This window comes from Simplicispira sp. GW247-4R2A, assembly GCF_059424465.1.
The window spans coordinates 34,429-50,872 of the sequence record NZ_JBWKZM010000015.1 but is presented as its reverse complement, the minus strand read 5'-3'; the positions used below and the strand labels follow the sequence as shown (position 1 = coordinate 50,872).

Below are 16,444 nucleotides of genomic sequence, written 5' to 3'. Positions count from 1 at the left end.
GCCCAGTCAAGGCGGCGGTCCGGGAAGAGCCAGAGCGCCCTGACTGACCAGGACACGAGGACAGCAGATGCCGTCCGCTTTGTTAACCAACGGAGGCCAGAATGTCCCTCAACCGCAGAAACCTTATGGTTGCATCATCTGCCTTGCTGGGTCTTGGCGGCCCTGCTTGGGCGCAGGAGACTTTTTCCAGCCGAACCATCCGGATCATCACGCCGTTTGCACAGGGCAGCTCGGACGTGATCGCCCGTCGTCTGGGCGAACACGTGAGCAAGACGTTGGGGCAGCCGGTGATCGTCGAGACCCGACCGGGTGCGCGGGGCACCATCGCATCCCGCGCCATGACCCGCGTCAAGAACGATGGCTATGTGCTGCTGCTGGGCACGAATTCGACCCACGCTGCCAGTCCCTACCTGTTCGAGGACCTGAGCTACGACCCGGTCAGGGACTTCACGCCGATCACCTGTTTCACCGTCAACCCCTTGCTGCTGGTGGTGTGCGCGGACATGCCGGTGAACACGGCGCAGGCTTTTATCCAGTACACCAAGGAACGCGCCGGCAAGCTGAACTACGGCGTCGGCAACACAGGCAGCCTGGTGGCCGCCCAGATGCTGAAGGCGCAGGCCGGCTTCGACGCCGTGGCCATCACTTACCCCGGCATTGCCCAGGCGGTCACCGAGTTCGTGGCGGGGAGGCTGGACTTCATGGTGACCGATCCGATGATCGTCAAGTCTTTCGTCGAGGCGGGCAAGCTGCGCATTCTGGGACTGATGTCGAAGCAGCGGCTGTCCAGTTTTCCGGGGGTGGCGCCGCTGGCCGAGCAAGGTCTGCCACAGTTCGATTACGTCTCGTGGATAGGCCTGTTCGCTCCAGCAGGTCTCGCACCCGACATCCCCGCCGCCTTCAAGAGGCCTATGCCAAGGCGCTGGTCGAGCCCGACATGGAGGCGTTCTTCGCCGGCATCGGCATGGTGGCGGCCGGCACGACACCGGCCGAATTCACGGCCTTTATGCGGGATCAGATCCGCCTCTGGGGCCGCCTGGCCAAAGACGCCGGCCTGACACCGCTCTGATCCAGCTGCACCGATCAAAGGGAGACGTTCCATGACAGAGAAACATCCATCCGACATGGCCTGGCTGGGTCTGGCGGGCTGCGTCTGCGTCGTGACCGGCGGGGGTAGTGGCATCGGAGCCGAGACGGCTCGCCGGCTGGCGCAGGCCGGTGCCGCCGTCGCCGTGCTGGACCGCCACGAGGCCGGCGCCTGCGGAGTGGCCAGCGAGATCATCAATGCCGGCGGACGGGCCATCGGTCTGGCCGCCGAGGTGACCCAGCCGGCGTCGGTGGCCGAAGCCGCCGCCCGCGTGCGGCAGACCCTCGGGGCCTGCCAGGTGCTGGTCAACAACGCCGGTGTGCTCAGCGGCGGTGCCCTTATGGACCTCGGCCTGGAGCCCTGGAACCAACTGCTCTCGGTCAATCTGACCGGTGCGCTGATTTGTGCCCAGGCCTTCGGCCGGCAGATGATCGAAGCCGGGCAGGGCGGAAGCATGGTCCATGTGTCGTCCATCGCCGGCCACTGCCCGATGCCCGATGGTGGCGCCTACAGCGTGAGCAAGGCGGGCGTGAAGATGCTGTCGCGCCAGTTGAGCGTCGAGCTGGCAGCGCATGGCATCCGCAGCAACGTGGTGTCGCCCGCGCTGGTGCGCACGCCCTTGAGCGAGTTCGCCTACCAGGACCCGGCGATCGCGCGCCAGCGCGCCCGCCTGGTGCCGGTCGGGCGGGTGTGTGAACCCGAAGAGCTGGCCGCCACCATCCTGTTCCTCGCCAGCGACCGGGCCAGCTACATCAGCGGCCAGGACCTCCTGGTCGACGGGGCCTTGAGCCAGACCTTGATGACCTTCATTCCCCGCCCCGGCTACGAAAGCCGGGATGCGGTCACGCTAGCCTAATTACCTGGACAGGCCCTTCTTCAACCACCCCTATTGCATGCCCAAATGACCCAGAAAAACACCTCCCCGAAGACCGGAGCCGTCCACACCGGACTGCTCATCAACAACCTCGACCGCACCGGCGAGGGCGACCTGCTTAGGGTGGTGAGCCCTGTCACCGAAGAACTGGTCGCCGAATTTCCGGGGGCATCCGTGGCGCAGGTGGACGAGGCCGTGACCTGCGCCCAAGCCGCCTTCGAGAGCGGTGTCTGGAAAGACGCGGCGTTCCGCAAGACCGTGCTACTGCGGTTCGCGGATCTGATCGAAGCGCACCGCGACCAGCTGATGGACGTGCTAATGGACGAGATTGGCTCGCCCGTGAACCTGAAGGCCAACCACACTGATACACCGGCCGCCTTCGTGCGCTGGTTCGCCGAAGCCGGCACCCGGGACCGCACCCGCCACCTGGGTTTCAACGCGACCAACACCGCCGTCAGCATGGTGACCTACCGACCCGTGGGCGTGGTGGCCGCGATCTCGGCTTTCAACTACCCCTTGCTGATCGGTGTGACCAAGATCGGCGCCGCCCTGGCCGCCGGCTGCACGACCGTGCTGCTGTCGTCGCCGCTGGCGCCGCTGGCCGTGCTGCTGCTGGGCGACCTCGTGCGCCGTGCGGGCTTTCCGCCCGGGGTCGTCAACATCCTGGCCGGAGGGGCTGATGTCGGCCGTGCGCTGACGGAACACCCGGGGGTGAACAAGGTGAGCTTCACGGGCTCGGTCAACGTCGGACGGCAGGTCATGCAGCAGGCGGCGGTGGGCTTGCGCAGCGTCGTGCTCGAACTCGGCGGCAAGTCGGCGGCGATCATGCTGCCGGGTGTGGACTTCAACAAGTACGCCCTTTGGCTGCATGCGCGCTACGCGCGCAATGCCGGCCAGGGCTGCGGATCGCCGACACGCATCCTGGTGGAAGCGTCCCGCTACGAAGAGTTCGCTGAGGCCAGCCGAAAAGCCTACCAACAGATCAAGGTCGGTGATCCGCGCGACCCCACCACCATCGTCGGGCCGGTGGTCAGTTCCGCCAACCGGGATCGCATCGAGGCCGGCGTGGCGCGGGCGGTCGAGGCGGGTGCGACCATCCTCGCGGGCGGCGGCCGACCGGACATTCACAAGGGCTGGTTTCTGAATCCGGTGCTCGTCGGCGGGCTGGACAACAAGTCCCGGCTGGCCCGCGAAGAGATCTTCGGTCCGGTTTCGGTGGTGTTGACCTACCGCACGGTGGAAGAGGCGATCCAGATCGCCAACGATTCGGACCTGGGGTTGAAAGCCTATCTGTTCGGTACGAAGGAGCAGTGCCTCAAGCTGGTGCCCGAACTGCGGGTCGGCACGGTGCAGATCAACGGAGGCAGCCCACTGCGGCCGGACGCACCGATGACCGGCTACAAGCACAGCGGGGTCGGTGCCGAGTGGGGCGAGGATGGCCTGAGGGAGTTCATGCTGCCCCAGCACATCGACTGCGCCCTGAACTGAAACCCGCGACAGCGCGCTGTCGCCGTCGAACCCCGCCGCCAGACCGGCCCGCCATCGGACGCCCCCGTCCTGATGGTGGGGTGCGTTTGCACGGCGGTTCGACCATCACCATGACCCCGCCAAACGGCGCTGCCGCGTCGTCATCACCGCCCGCCTCGGGGGTGTTGGAAGGTTGTGAACGCCCGTTTCAGGACGGTCTGACAGTCTTCAGAAAACCGGAACACCGGGTCCTGAAAACAGCCATGGACGTGCCAGCTGGGTGAATCCTAAACTGCATCGCAAGCCCCCAGCAATGAGCTGTTGGCCAAGACAAATGCCCCGCCGAACACAACAGCCTGAAGGCGAACGACGAGGCCTTCCGATGGGTTCCAGGAGACAACATGACCATGGCCACCGCCGAAGATTTTGCAGCTGTTCTCGCCCGATTTGCCTGCCGGGTTTCTGCCGACCAGCTGCCCGCATCCGTGATGCAGGCGGCAAAGACCAATGTTTTCGACACCCTGGCCTGCGCAGCGGCCGGGTCCAGCGCAGCGGCGGTGTCCGAGCTGCGGGATCTCGTGGTGGAGTGGGGCGGTGCGCCGCAGGCCTCGGTGCTGGTGTTTGGTGACCGCTTGCCGGCCCACCATGCGGCCTGGGTCAACGGCACCATGGCACACGCCCGCGATTACGACGACACCCACGATGCGGCTGCATTGCACGCCGGGGTGTCCGTGGTACCTGCCGCGCTGGCGGCGGCCGAGCTGGCCGTGGTCACCAGCGGCGCGGACTTTATCGCCGGCGTCGTGGCAGGTCTGGAGACGATCAGCCGCCTGGGCATCGCGACGCAGGTCTCCATCGTCGAGAGCGGCTACATGTACACGCCGCTGTTCGGGTATTTCGCGGCCACCATCGCGGCGGCACGGGTGCTCAGGCTCGACGAAGCGCAGACCATCAACGCCCTCGGCATCGCATATTCCCAGGTGTCCGGCAACCACCAGGTCACGCGCGATGCGGCGCTGACCAAACGCATGCAGCCAGGGTTTGCCGCCATGTCGGCCGTGCTCTCGGTCCAGCTGGCGCAGCGGGGCATCCGGGGAGTGCAGGCCACGTTTGAAGGCGCTGACGGATTCCTGCGCGTCTATCTGCACGACCGCTGCGATCGTGACGTGCTGCGCGACGGTCTGGGGGAACGCTTCGAGTTTGCGCGCCTGAGCTACAAGCCCTATCCCTGCTGCCGTTTCAACCACGCGGCCATCGACGCCGCGCTGGCCCTGCGGCAGAGCGCGGGCATCCGCCATGAAGATGTGGTGCGCATCCGGGTCGGCCTCAACCACCAGGCCTATTCGGCGGTCTGCACGCCGGTGGACATGCGGAAGGCGCCACGAACGGTGGTCCAGGCCCAGTTCAGCATCCCCTACAACGTGGCGACCGCCATCGTGGACGGTGCGGTGCAACTGCGGCATTTCACTGAAGCCTCGCTGGCCCGGCCGGACATCCTGGCCCTGGCGCAGAAGGTCGAGGCCTACGTGGACGAAGACATCGAACGGCGTTGCGGGCGCAACGTGTCACCGGTAGCCCTGCAGGTGGACCTGCGCGACGGCAGCACACACAGCCTGTCGGTCGAGCTGCTCCTGGGTCACCCGGACCGGCCGATGTCCACCGCCGACTTTGACAACAAGGCCCGGGACTGTTTCAGCGTGGCTGAGCGCCCCTTGCCCGACGGCGCGTCCCGTGAACTGAGGGACCTGGTGGACCGCATCGAGTCGCTCGACGATGTGCGGCAGCTCGTGCGCCAACTGCTGCCGGCCACCTGAGCCGGGAGCCAGCGCGCCAGAACGCCGGTCGAGACTTTTCCCCCGCACAAGCAGGAGACAACATGATCAACGGACACTCATTCACCCGACGAGTTGCTATCGCCGCCTGGGCCAGTGCCCTGTTGCCGATGCAGGTGGGCGCACAGGCACCCTGGCCCAGCAAGCCCGTCAAGCTGGTCGTGCCCTTCGCGGTAGGCTGCAGCAACGACATCGTGGCCCGCCTCATTGCGGCCAAGCTCAGCACACGCCTGGGTCAGCCCGTGGTGGTGGAGAACAAGGGTGGCGGCGGTGGAACGATTGGCACCGAGATGGTGGCCCGGGCGCCGGCCGACGGTCACACCCGGCTGTTTGCTTCCGCGTCCATAACGACCAATGTCGCCAGCGGCAAAAAGCTCGGGTACGACCTGTTGACCGATCTGGTGCCGATCGGCGCCATCGCGGCAACGCCTCTGGCCATCGTGGTGTCCAACGAAGTCAAGGCCAAGACGTTGGGTGAATTCATCGCGTTCGCACGGGCGAATCCCAAAACCATCAACTACGGTTCGGCCGGTACCGGAGGCATGAACCACCTGGGCACAGAGCTGTTCGCCACGGCAGCGAAGCTGGAGCTGGTCCACATCCCGTACAAGGGCATTGCCCCCGTCTTCACCGACCTGATGGGTGGCAGCCTGCAGTTGCTGCTGCCGAGCCTGGCATCGGTCCTTCCCCACATCCGTTCGGGAAAGATGCGCGCCCTGGCCGTGACAGCCAAGCAGCGATCGCTGCTGGCTCCGGACATCCCGACGGCCGCGGAGGCCGGTCTGCCGGGCTTCCCGCTGGAAGTCTGGTTCGGCCTGATGGGACCTTCGGGTCTGCCGCCACAGGTCCTGAAGCGCCTGAATGAAGAACTGAATGCGGTGCTGGCGATGCCCGAGGTGAAAGATGTGCTTGCACGCGAAGCGGCGTGGCCTTATCCCACCACGCCGAACGAATACGGGCGCCTGATCAGCTCGGAAGTGTCTCGCTGGAGCCGGCTGATCAAAGAAAACAACATCGAGACCGAGTGAGCGCGACCATGCAACACGTTCCACTCGCCGAACTGCGGTTCTCGGCGCATCTGAAATCCAACGAGATCATCGGCTGGCCGCAAGGCCCCGGTGAGCCACTCGCCCTGACCGAAGCGCTGGTGGCCCAGCGTGCGGAACTGGCGTCGCCGTCGCTGCTTTTCGGCCTGACACAGTCGGACACCCTGCGTCCCGAGATCAGCGACCACTTCCGGTTCCGGGCGCTCAATGGTGCCGGATCCAGTCGGCGTGTGACGGCGCTGTCCGAGATTTTCCCGGGTCACGTCAGCGCCATTCCTGTGCTGATCCGCGGCGGTCAGCTGCCGCTGGATGTGCTGCTGATCCAGGTCCGGACCCTGCCGCACGGGGGCTACACGCTGGGTGTGATCGCCGATTTCACGCAGGCCATGATCCAGCGTGCCCGGCTCGTGATCGCGCTGCTTAACCCCGCGCTGCCGGCGGTGGTGGGCGATGCCTATGTGGACGCGGCCGACATCGACATCCTGGTGGATGGTGATGACCGCCTGATCGACATGCCGGACCCGCTGCCCTCCGAGGTGGAGCGCGCGGTGGCGCGCCAGGTGGCGGCGCTGGTCCCCGACCAGGCCACGGTGCAGCTGGGGGTCGGCACGCTGCCTGCCGCGGTGGCGGAAGCCCTGGGTGGACACCGCGGACTGGGCGTGCACAGCGGTGTGGTGTCCGATGTGCTGGTCGATCTGGTCGAGCGCGGTGTCGTTACCAATGCGCACAAAGGGCGCGATGCGGGTCGCACGGTGACCGGCGGGTTGTTCGGCACGCAGCGGCTGCGCGCGTTCGCCGCCAGCAGCGGCCTGATCGACCTGCGCTGTGCGGACTACACGCACCAGCTGGCCGTGACCGCCAGCCTCTCCAGGTTCCACACCATCAATTCGGCGATCGAGATCGACCTCACCGGTCAGGTGAACTCGGAAGTGGCCGGTGGGCGCTACCTCGGTGCGGTGGGGGGCCAAGTCGACTTTGTTCGTGCCGGGGTTGCTTCCGCAGGCGGCCGCTCGATCATCGCTTTTCCGTCGGCCACGCCGGACGGCAAACACTCCCGCATCGTTGTATCGCTCGGTGACCGGCCGATCACCACGGCCCGCAGCGACGTTGATGTGATCGTGACCGAACACGGCGCGGCCCATCTGCGAGGCGCTTCGCTGCGCGAGCGCGCCACGCGCCTCGTCGCCATCGCCCACCCGGACCACCGCGAATCGCTGGAACGTGCGCTGCACGCACAGCGCGCCCGTGCCTGACCCATCGCACGACATGAGCTTGAAAGGAATCACTGTGAACCAGGACGTCGTTCTAGAACTGCTGGGTGAGGGCATTTTTGAAATCCGGCTGGAGCGGCCCGAGCGCATGAACGCGCTGGGTGTGGCCACGGTCGCTGCCCTGCAGCAGGCGGTGGCCGATGCCGCGGCACAGCACGCACGGGTCGTGCTGCTGCGCGGCACCGGCCGGGCCTTCTGTGCCGGCGCCGACCTGAAAGAGCGCAAGGCCATGGACCTGCCGGCCCGCATGGCCCACAACGCGGCCATCAACGACGCGGTCAATGCCATCGGCGCGGCACGCTTTGTCACTATCGCCGTGCTCAATGGCCTCGCGCTCGGTGGTGGACTCGAGATGGCCATGGCCTGCGACCTGCGCCTGGCCGCCGCCGGCATCAGCATCGGCCTGACAGAGAGCCGTGTCGGTGCCTTTCCCGGCGCCGGTGGCACGCAACGGCTGCCGCGGCTCGTTGGCACGAGCCTGGCCTTGCACATGATGCTCAGCGGCGAGCCGGTGACCAGCGAATACGCCCGCGAGATCGGCCTGGTGAACGAACTGCTGCCCGCCGAGGAACTGCAGGGTCGCGCGATCGCGCTGGCCAGGCTGCTGGCGGGCCGCTCGGCCCCGGCGATGGCCGAAATCAAGCGCCTGGTCTACCAGGGTGTCGAGGTGCCACTCGCCGATGGCCTGCGCCTGGAGCGCGCGGCCTTGCCCGCCATCCTGGGATCGGCCGACTACGCCGAAGGCCTCGCCGCCTTCGCAGAGCGCCGCTCCCCTCAATTCACCGGCGTGGTCGATTGACCCGACCAGAACCACTGCCAACCGATCTTTCAGGTTGACCTTTGCAACACCGCGCAGACCGCGCCAGCCCCTCATCCAAGGAAACCCCATGAGCCCCCAGCAACTCAAATTGACCGAAGAGCAACGTGCGCTGATCGGCACCGTTCGTGAACTGGCCCGCGACAAGAACTGGCGCACCGACTCGCACAAATACCTCGACGGTACCTACCCCTGGGACAACCTGCACGATCTGGCCAAGATCGGTGTGCTGGGCATGTCCATCCCAGAAGAATACGGCGGCACCGACCTGCCGGTATTCGAGACCGCCCTGGTGATTGAAGAAGTGGCAAAGAACTGCTACGCCACGGCCATGGCGCTGATGGGCATGCTGGGCGTGCAGGTGCGCGTCATCAGCAACTTCGCGCCCGAGAGCATCAAGCGCGACATCCTGCCCAAAGTGGCAGCGGGTGAGTCCCACCTAGCGGTCTGCATGACGGAGCCACATGCCGGCACCGACGTGCCCAACTACAAAACCAACACCGTCATCCAGGGCGACAAGGCGATCGTCAATGGCGTCAAGACGCTCATCAGCCGCGCCAACGAAGCTGAATGGTTCGTGGTGTTCACCCGTATCAACGGCACGCCCGGCCGCGACGGCATCGGCTGCGTGTTGGTGAACCGCAATGCACCCGGCTTCGAGGTGACGGCGCGTTACCACACCATGGGTGGCGAATACCTGGCCGAGATCCAGTTCAACAACGTCGAGGTGCCGCTGGAGAGCGTGATCCTGCGCGAAGGCGGCTTCAAGAAGCTGCTCTCGGCCTTCAACACCCAGCGCTGCCTGAACCCCAGTGTGTCGCTGGGCATGGCCGAAGCAGCTTTTGAAGAGGCCATCAACTACGTGCGTCAACGCACTATCCGCGGCAACCCGGTCAGCGACTTTCAGGGGATCCAGTGGAAGCTGGCCGAGATGTACCGCGACATCGAAGCCGGCCGCGCCCTGCTGTACCAGGCCGCGCTGTCGGCCAACCCCTTCCCCGATCCCCACCAGGCCGCCATCGCCAAGATGTTCGTCAACGAAATGGCGATCCGTGTCACCAGCGAGGCGCTGCAGGTGCACGGGGGCTATGGCTTCACCGACGACTACCCGATCTCGCGCATTTACCGCGGCGTGCGCTACGGCACGCTGGGCGGCGGTGCGACCGAGGCCCTGAAGGACCTGGTGGGCAAGAAGCTGGTCGCCGACTTCGATCCGGTGGACGGTTTCCTCTCGGTGGGGAACTTCTGAGCGGCGCTGACCGCTGAACAGTAGAGGACTCGATCCTCACCCCTCCGCCTCATCACATCAGGCGCAGAAGGCCCCCCATTTCAAGCACGAAAGACAGCATGAGCACCGAAAAACTGAAACTGACCGAAGAACAACGCGCCCTCATCGGCACCGTTCGTCAACTGGCCCGCGACAACAACTGGCGCACCAACTCGATCAAGTACCTCGACGGCACGTTCCCCCATGAGAACCTGCGCGAGTTGGCCAAGCTCGGCGTGATGGGCATGTCGGTGCCGGAAGAGTACGGCGGCTCCAGCTTGCCGGTGTTCGACACGGCCCTGGTGCTCGAAGAGATTGCCAAGCACTGCTATTCCACTGCGATGGGCGTGATGAGCTCGGTGGGTGTGCAGACCCGTGTCATCAGCAAGTACGCGCCTGAGCATCTGAAGCGCGAGATCCTGCCCAAGGTGTGCACCGGTGAGGTGAACATGGCCGTGGGCATGACCGAGCCGCACGCCGGCACCGACGTGCCCAACTACAAAACCAACACCGCCATCAAAGGCGATCGCGCCATCGTCAACGGCGTCAAGACCCTGATCAGCAAGGTGGACGAAGCTGAATGGTTCGTGGTGTTCACCCGCATCAACGGCACACCCGGCCGCGACGGCATCGGCTGCGTGCTGGTGAACCGCAACACCCCGGGCTTCGAGGTGACGGCGCGCTACCACACCATGGGTGGTGAGTTCCTCGGTGAGATCCAGTTCAACAACGTCGAAGTACCGATCGAAAACGTGATCCTGCGCGAGGGCGGCTTCAAGAAGCTGCTCAGTGCCTTCAACACCCAGCGCTGCCTGAACCCCAGCGTGTCCCTGGGCATGGCCGAAGCCGCTTTTGAAGAGGCCATCAGTTACGTGCGTCAGCGCACGATCCGTGGTCACGCGGTAAGCGACTTCCAGGGCATCCAGTGGAAGCTGGCTGAGATGTACCGCGACATCGAAGCCGGCCGTGCCTTGCTGTACCAGGCGGCTCTGTTGGCCAACCCCTTCCCCGATCCCCACCAGGCGGCCATCGCCAAGATGTTCAACAACGAGATGGCGATCCGTGTCAGCAGCGAAGCGCTGCAGGTGCACGGTGGTTATGGCTTCACCGACGACTACCCGATCTCCCGAATCTACCGCGCGGTGCGCTACGGCACGCTGGGTGGCGGCACGGTGGAGACGCTCAAGGACCTGGTGGGCAAGAAGCTGGTCGCCGATTTCGATCCGGTGGACGGCTTCCTTTCGATGGGGAACTTCTGAGATGCGCTCGCTGCTCTTCGTTCCCGCGCACGATGCGCGCAAGCTGCTCAAGGGGCTCGACAGCGGCGCAGACGCGCTGATCATCGATCTCGAAGATGCGGTGCCCCTGGCGGAAAAGGCGCGTGCTCGTGGCACGTGCGCTGAATTCGTCGCCGAGCATCACGCTCGCATGCCTCTGTACGTCCGGGTCAATGCGGCCTCGACGGGCCTGCTGCTCGAAGACCTCGCCGCCGTGGTGCGTGCGAGGCCGTTAGGGATCATGCTGCCCAAGTGCCAGAGTGGCCGGGATGTCGCTCAACTGGACACCTTTCTTGCCGCACTGGAAGTGCGGGATGGGGTGGATCCCGGATCGACCCGCATCCTGCCGATCGTGACGGAGACGGCCGCATCGTTGTTCGATTTCGCCAGCTACGCCACGGCCGGGGCGCGCCTCAGCGCCATGTTGTGGGGTGGTGAGGACCTGGCCGCGGACATCGGTGCCGTGGCCAACCGCGGTGCCGACGGGCGCTACACGGCGCCGTATCAACTGGCCCGCACGCTCACGCTACTTGGGGCCTCGGCCGTCCAGGTTGCAGCGGTCGATGCGGTCTACACCAACTTCCGGGATCCGGCCGGTCTGCAGCAGGAAGCGGCTGAAGCGCTGCGTGACGGTTTCACGGCCAAGGCCGCGATCCATCCCGACCAGGTGTCGGTCATCAACGCCGCGTTCACGCCAGGTGCGGAGGCTGTGGCCTGGGCCCGGCGTGTGATCGCCGCTTTTGACGCCGCCCCCCAGTCCGGCGCTGTCTCCATCGACGGAAAGATGCTCGACCGTCCACACCTTCACTCGGCCCAGCGCGTGCTGGCCAGGGCCGACCAGTCTCAACAGTGAACAGCTTGGAGTCCCCATGTCCACCTCTCAATACCCGCTCTCGGGCATTACGGTCATCGACCTTTCCCACGTCTACAACGGCCCGTACGCGACGTTCCTGATGGCGCTCGCTGGCGCCAACGTCATCAAGGTTGAACCGTTCCAGGGCGAACACCTCCGCAGCCGGGGTGACATGGGCGGCGCGGCCTTGCCGTTCGCGATGCTCAACTCGAACAAACAACCCGTCACGCTCAATCTCAAGACCGAGCAGGGACGCGAGTTGCTCAAGGAACTGGTTCAGCGCGCCGACATCCTGGTCGAAAATTTCGCGCCCGGTGTCATGGACCGCCTGGGCATCGGTGCCGCTGATCTGCACGAGATCAACCCGCGGCTGGTCTACGGATCGAGTTCCGGTTACGGCAAGGACGGCCCATACCGCGACTACCCCGCCATGGATCTGGTGATGCAGGCCATGTGTGGCGTGATCGACTCGACCGGCTTTCCCGACCAGCCACCGGTGAAGTCCGGCGCAGCGCTCTGCGACTTCATGGCGGGCATCCACCTCTATGCGGCCATCATGACCGCGCTGTACGAACGCGAGCGCACCGGCAAGGGCAGGGTGGTTGAGGTCTCGATGCAGGACGCCACCTACGCGTCGCTGGCGTCGAATTTGGGCATGCTGCACGCACGCGGCGACGCCGCACCGGCACGCACCGGCAACCGCCATGGGGGCCTGGGCATCTCGCCCTACAACGTCTACAAGACCGACGACGGCTATGTGGTCCTGAACTGCCCGGGTGACCACCATTTCCGTTCGGTTCTGGATGTGATGGGGCGACCGGACCTCAAGGAAGACCCGCGTTTCCTGACGCGTTCGGCCCGTGTTGAAAACACGGCTGCCGTTGACGAGCTGCTGGAGAGCTGGACCCGAACCCTCAGCAAGTACGAGGTGGCCGACAAGATGCTGGCAGCCAAGGTGCCGTGTGCGCCGGTGCGCTCGCTCTCGGAAGTGATGGTGGATGAGAACATGCACGCCCGCGGCAGCCTGCAGTGGATCGATCACCCGGACCTCGGTCGTGTGGTGTTGCCCCACTCGCCGCTGGTCTTTGAGGGCGCCGAGCGGCTGCCGATCCAGCCGAGTCAGCACCTGGGCGCCAGCAACAACGCGGTCTTTGGCGAATGGCTCGGTCATTCCAAAGAAGAGATCAAGGCCTTCAAGGCCGCTGGCGTCATTTCGTAGGGGCGGGGAGCTGATATGCCGCTGCCCCCATCGGGACCCCGCGATCCGCTGCACCTGCGCCACATCGAGTTGCGCGGCTACCGGCGCAATGATGGCCTCTACGACGTGGAGGCGCATCTGGTCGATACCAAGGCGAATCCGTTTGTCGCCGGAGGGGGCCGCGTGGTGCCGCCCGGCACACCCATTCACGACATGTCGGTGCGGCTCGTGGTGAACGCTGATCTAGAGGTGCTCGATGTGCTGGCGTCGACCGATGCGTCGCCCTACGGAATCTGCCGCGAGGCCACGGAAACGCTGCAAAGCGTCAAGGGCTTGCGCCTAGGCTTGGGCTGGTCGCGCGCGGTGCGGGAACGGCTCGCTGGTCGCCAGGGCTGCACGCACCTCACCGAGTTGCTCAAGCCGCTGGCCACGGTGGCAATCCAGACGCTGTGGGATGTGCGCAAAGACCAGCCGGCCCAGCGGGACCCGGGCGGCAAGCCGGTCAAGATCGACAGCTGCTATGCCTACGCCAGCAACCGAGCGATCGTGCAGGAACGCTGGCCGGAGCACTTCGACGGTCGCACCGCGGAGTTGGACGCTACAGCGTCCAGCGCCGGACCGGTTGCCTGACGGAAGCGCGACGTGGCATCCCTGTATTCCCCCCTGCTGATGTGGAGCGAATTGTGCCGATACGTGGTGCGGGCTGTGGGCGCCAACACCCCTCTGAACGATGAGAACATGAGTGAAATCCGTTTTTCCCTCTCCAATGGCGTCCTGCACCTGGTCATGCACCGGCCGGAACGCAAGAACGCGCTCACGACGGCGATGTACATCGCCCTGTGCGATTTGCTGGCGCAGGCTGCGACGGACCCGGGCGTGAAAGCCGTGATGATGTCGGGTGCTTCGGGCGTGTTCACAGCGGGCAACGACCTTGGCGATTTCACGGCGCATCCTCCGAAAGATGTCGATGCGCCCGTCTTCCGTTTCATGACCCAGCTGGCCATCTTTCCCAAGCCGCTGGTGGCTGCGGTGGAGGGGCTGGCGATCGGCATCGGGACCACCCTGCTGCTGCACTGTGACCTGGTCTATGTGGCCAAAGGCGCCCGGTTCTCACTGCCGTTCGTGAACCTCGGACTGGTACCAGAAGCCGCGTCGAGCCTGTTGTTGTCGCGTGTGGCGGGGCACCAACGCGCCTTCGAAAGACTCGTGCTGGGTGAGACCTTCAGCGCGGCCGAGGCGTTCGAACTGGGTTTTGTCAACAAGGTACTTCCCGAGGACGAAGTACTCTACTTCGCTGCCCGACAGGCCGAGTTGCTGGCGCAGCTGCCGGTGGGTTCCGTGCGTGGAACCAAGGCGCTGATGAAGGCCCGCTCACTATTGCCTGGGGCCCCCGAGGCCGATAGGCTGGTGCAGCGAATCCGCGAGGAGGCCGCGCTGTTTGTGCAGCGCGTGACAAGCCCCGCGGCCCAGGAAGCGATCCTTGCGTTCAAGGAGAAGCGCAAACCCGATTTCTCGGGTTTGGACTGACGCTTGGACCAGAACACCGACCATCAAGGTACTGGCTGCAGACCAGTGGGTAGAAATCAATGTCCAAAGGTAGGCACATGCTGAGTTAGCCGCAGAGTCCGGCCGATCGACGCACCACCCGTTCCAAAGGTGATTCAAAACGCACAAGCGTGAAGGCAACCACGCGTCTCACAGTTGTGTTCCTATGTCCAGCACCGACGATGACCTTTCTCCCATCGCGCCGCTGCGCCTGCCGGTGTTCCGCATGCTGTGGACCACCTGGCTCATGGCCAACGTGTGCATGTGGATGAGCGACGTGGCGGCCGCCTGGATGATGACCTCGCTCACCACCACGCCGCTCTGGGTCGCGCTGGTGCAGACGGCCTCCACCCTGCCGGTGTTCCTGCTGGGCTTGCCCAGCGGCGCGCTGGCCGACAGCCTGGACCGCAAGCGCTACTTCCTCGTCACGCAGTTGTGGATCGCCGTGGTGGCCGCGATCCTGAGCGTCTTCGTCTTCCTGGACGTGATGTCGCCGTCCCTGCTGCTGGCGCTGACCTTCGCCAACGGCATCGGCCTGGCCATGCGCTGGCCGGTGTTCTCGGCCATCGTGCCCGAGCTCGTGCCCCGCACCCAGCTGCCGGTGGCGCTGGCGCTCAACGGGGTGTCGATGAACGCCTCGCGCATCATCGGCCCGCTGGTGGCCGGCGCGCTGATCGCCAGCGCCGGCAGCGCCTGGGTGTTCCTGCTCAACGCGGTGCTCTCGCTGTTGGCCGCGGTCATCATCAGCCGCTGGAAGCGCGAGCACATACCGCACCCGCTGGGGCGCGAGCGCCTGGGCTCCGCGATGCGCGTGGGCCTGCAGTACGTGGCCCAGTCGTACCACCTCAAGGGTGTGCTGCTGCGTATCTCGATCTTCTTCTTCCACTCGACCGCGCTGATGGCGCTGCTGGCCCTGCTGGCGCGCGGCATGCAGGGTGGCGGCGCCGGCACCTTCACCCTGCTGCTGGCCGCCATGGGCGCGGGCGCCATTGCGTCCACGGCGTTCCTGCCCGGCTTGCGCCGACGCTACGCGCGTGACGGGCTCATCCTGCGCGGCGCGGCCCTGCAGGCCGCCGCCATGGCGACCATGGCCTGGACCGACCTAGTCTGGGTGGCGGTGCCCGCGATGTTCCTGGGCGGCGCGGCCTGGATCACCACCGCCAACACGCTCAGCGTCTCGATCCAGATGGGCCTGCCCGACTGGGTGCGCGCGCGCGGCATGTCGATCTACCAGATGGCGATCATGGGTGCCAGCGCCGCGGGAGCCGCGATCTGGGGCCAGGTGGCCACCTGGACCAGCGTGCCGGTCAGCCTGGGCATGGCGGCCGCGACGGGGCTGCTCGCCATGTTCCTCGCCAACCGCCTACTGCCCGACGTGGGGATGGAGGACGACCTTACGCCTAAGCGCATCTTCCCCGCGCCCCAGATCCAGGAGCCGCCGCCCCAGGGCCATGTGATGGTGACGATCGAATACCGCGTCGACCCGGTCCGTGCGGCCGATTTCCGGGAGCTGATGCTAGGCGAGGGGCGCCGCGGCCGCCTGCGCCATGGGGCTTTGTCGTGGGAGCTGCTGCACGACATCCACGACCTCAGCCGTTTTGTCGAGGTCATCATTGACGAGTCCTGGACCGATCACCTGCGGCGCTTTGACCGCGTCACTGCCGCCGACGTGGCTCTGCGCGACCGCAAGCTGGCCTTTCACCTCGGTGAGGAGCCGCCGCGCGTCACCCGGAGCCTGATGGAAACCACGACGGGTTACTCCTGAACGTTGAATCGCATTCAAGAGGTATAGAGCTGGCCCCGTAAAACTGAACGACCCGATAAGTGTTGAAACTGCTCCTGCTGGCGAGGACCTCGCCTGTGAAGATTGGAGCAAGTCTGAGCAGAAGACCGCGCCCACGCACTCAGCG

Annotated in this window: 14 protein-coding genes; all 14 read left to right on the top strand. The window is 65.7% G+C overall.

Annotation, left to right across the window (positions count from 1 at the left end):
* Nucleotides 1-101 precede the first annotated feature (101 nt).
* A complete protein-coding gene (locus AC07ZH_RS11505) occupies nt 102-1,058 on the top strand; it encodes a Bug family tripartite tricarboxylate transporter substrate binding protein (protein ID WP_495199846.1) in 957 nt (318 codons plus the stop codon).
* A 42-nt stretch (nt 1,059-1,100) separates the two neighbouring features.
* Nucleotides 1,101-1,943: an SDR family NAD(P)-dependent oxidoreductase gene (locus AC07ZH_RS11500; RefSeq protein ID WP_495199845.1), complete on the top strand. Its 843-nt coding sequence runs from the start codon at nt 1,101-1,103 to the stop codon at nt 1,941-1,943.
* A gap of 45 nt (nt 1,944-1,988) precedes the next feature.
* Nucleotides 1,989-3,449 (top strand): aldehyde dehydrogenase family protein, encoded by a 1,461-nt coding sequence (locus AC07ZH_RS11495; RefSeq protein ID WP_495199844.1) that lies wholly within the window; start codon nt 1,989-1,991, stop codon nt 3,447-3,449.
* 380 nt (nt 3,450-3,829) lie between these two features.
* On the top strand, nt 3,830-5,242 hold the full coding sequence (locus AC07ZH_RS11490; protein WP_495199843.1) for an MmgE/PrpD family protein: 1,413 nt from the start codon (nt 3,830-3,832) through the stop codon (nt 5,240-5,242).
* A 62-nt stretch (nt 5,243-5,304) separates the two neighbouring features.
* Nucleotides 5,305-6,288 (top strand): Bug family tripartite tricarboxylate transporter substrate binding protein, encoded by a 984-nt coding sequence (locus AC07ZH_RS11485; RefSeq protein WP_495199842.1) that lies wholly within the window; start codon nt 5,305-5,307, stop codon nt 6,286-6,288.
* A gap of 8 nt (nt 6,289-6,296) precedes the next feature.
* A complete protein-coding gene (locus AC07ZH_RS11480) occupies nt 6,297-7,559 on the top strand; it encodes an acetyl-CoA hydrolase/transferase family protein (protein ID WP_495199841.1) in 1,263 nt (420 codons plus the stop codon).
* 13 nt (nt 7,560-7,572) lie between these two features.
* Complete coding sequence (locus AC07ZH_RS11475) at nt 7,573-8,376, top strand: enoyl-CoA hydratase/isomerase family protein (RefSeq protein ID WP_495199840.1); 804 nt, start codon at nt 7,573-7,575, stop codon at nt 8,374-8,376.
* Nucleotides 8,377-8,464: 88 nt separating this feature from the next.
* A complete protein-coding gene (locus AC07ZH_RS11470; RefSeq protein WP_495199839.1) occupies nt 8,465-9,643 on the top strand; it encodes an acyl-CoA dehydrogenase family protein in 1,179 nt (392 codons plus the stop codon).
* A gap of 98 nt (nt 9,644-9,741) precedes the next feature.
* Nucleotides 9,742-10,920 carry an acyl-CoA dehydrogenase family protein gene (locus AC07ZH_RS11465; protein WP_495199838.1) on the top strand — a complete coding sequence of 393 codons (1,179 nt, stop codon included), beginning with the start codon at nt 9,742-9,744 and terminating at the stop codon, nt 10,918-10,920.
* A gap of 1 nt (nt 10,921) precedes the next feature.
* Complete coding sequence (locus AC07ZH_RS11460) at nt 10,922-11,791, top strand: HpcH/HpaI aldolase/citrate lyase family protein (protein WP_495199837.1); 870 nt, start codon at nt 10,922-10,924, stop codon at nt 11,789-11,791.
* Nucleotides 11,792-11,807: 16 nt separating this feature from the next.
* A complete protein-coding gene (locus AC07ZH_RS11455; RefSeq protein ID WP_495199836.1) occupies nt 11,808-13,010 on the top strand; it encodes a CaiB/BaiF CoA transferase family protein in 1,203 nt (400 codons plus the stop codon).
* 15 nt (nt 13,011-13,025) lie between these two features.
* Nucleotides 13,026-13,619: a DUF2889 domain-containing protein gene (locus tag AC07ZH_RS11450; RefSeq protein ID WP_495199835.1), complete on the top strand. Its 594-nt coding sequence runs from the start codon at nt 13,026-13,028 to the stop codon at nt 13,617-13,619.
* 108 nt (nt 13,620-13,727) lie between these two features.
* Nucleotides 13,728-14,516 (top strand): enoyl-CoA hydratase, encoded by a 789-nt coding sequence (locus tag AC07ZH_RS11445; RefSeq protein WP_495199897.1) that lies wholly within the window; start codon nt 13,728-13,730, stop codon nt 14,514-14,516.
* 184 nt (nt 14,517-14,700) lie between these two features.
* A complete protein-coding gene (locus AC07ZH_RS11440; protein ID WP_495199834.1) occupies nt 14,701-16,299 on the top strand; it encodes an MFS transporter in 1,599 nt (532 codons plus the stop codon).
* The last annotated feature ends 145 nt before the right edge of the window (nt 16,300-16,444 follow it).